Here is a 1047-nt window from a genome sequence, read left to right as displayed (position 1 = left end):
CCCTCGCTGGCCGAGTACCTGGACGCGGACGCGATCTTCGACGTGACCCGGATGGGCTTCGACTGGTTCCAGGAGAAGTTCGACTACGCGTACCCGTTCGCCAAGTACGACCAGCTCTTCGTGCCGGAGTTCAACGCGGGTGCGATGGAGAACGCGGGCGCGGTCACCATCCGCGACCAGTACGTCTTCCGGTCCAAGGTGACGGACGCGGCGTACGAGACGCGCGCCGAGACCATCCTGCACGAGCTGGCCCACATGTGGTTCGGCGACCTCGTCACGATGGAGTGGTGGAACGACCTCTGGCTGAACGAGTCGTTCGCCACGTACACCTCGATCGCCTGCCTGGCGTACGCCGAGGGCTCGGGGTGGCCGCACTCCTGGACCACGTTCGCCAACTCCATGAAGACGTGGGCCTACCGGCAGGACCAGCTGCCCTCGACCCACCCGATCATGGCCGACATCCGCGACCTGGACGACGTCCTGGTCAACTTCGACGGCATCACGTACGCCAAGGGCGCCTCGGTCCTGAAGCAGCTGGTGGCGTACGTCGGCATGGACGAGTTCTTCAAGGGCGTCCAGGCGTACTTCAAGGCGCACGCCTTCGGCAACACGCGGCTGACCGACCTGCTGGGCGCGCTGGAGGAGACCTCCGGCCGCGACCTGAAGACCTGGTCGAAGGCGTGGCTGGAGACGGCCGGGATCAACATCCTGCGCCCGGAGATCGAGACCGACGAGAACGGTCACGTCACCTCGTTCACCGTGCTCCAGGAGGCGCCCTCGCTGCCCGCCGGCGCGAAGGGCGAGCCGACGCTGCGTCCGCACCGGATCGCCATCGGCTGCTACGGCCTCGACGGGGCCGGCAAGCTGGTGCGGACGGACCGGATCGAGCTGGACGTCGACGGGGAGCGCACCACCGTGCCGTTCCCGGCCGGCACCGCGCGCCCGGCCGTCATCCTGCTCAACGACGACGACCTGTCGTACGCGAAGGTCCGCTTGGACGAGGAGTCGCTGCGGGTCGTCACCGAGCACCTGGGCGACTTCACCGAG

General features: G+C 67.8%; 1 protein-coding gene. It reads left to right on the top strand.

Going from position 1 to position 1047, the window contains the following annotated elements; translation table 11 throughout:
* A partial coding sequence (locus ABZ565_RS35780) for a M1 family aminopeptidase (protein WP_361036492.1) occupies positions 1–1047 on the top strand: 1047 nt, incomplete at both ends.

It is taken from the genome of Streptomyces sp. NPDC016469 (assembly GCF_040632905.1).
GTDB lineage: Bacteria > Actinomycetota > Actinomycetes > Streptomycetales > Streptomycetaceae > Streptomyces.
The sequence above is the reverse complement of the archived record's forward strand: the minus strand, read 5'-3'. Positions and strand labels throughout refer to the sequence as shown.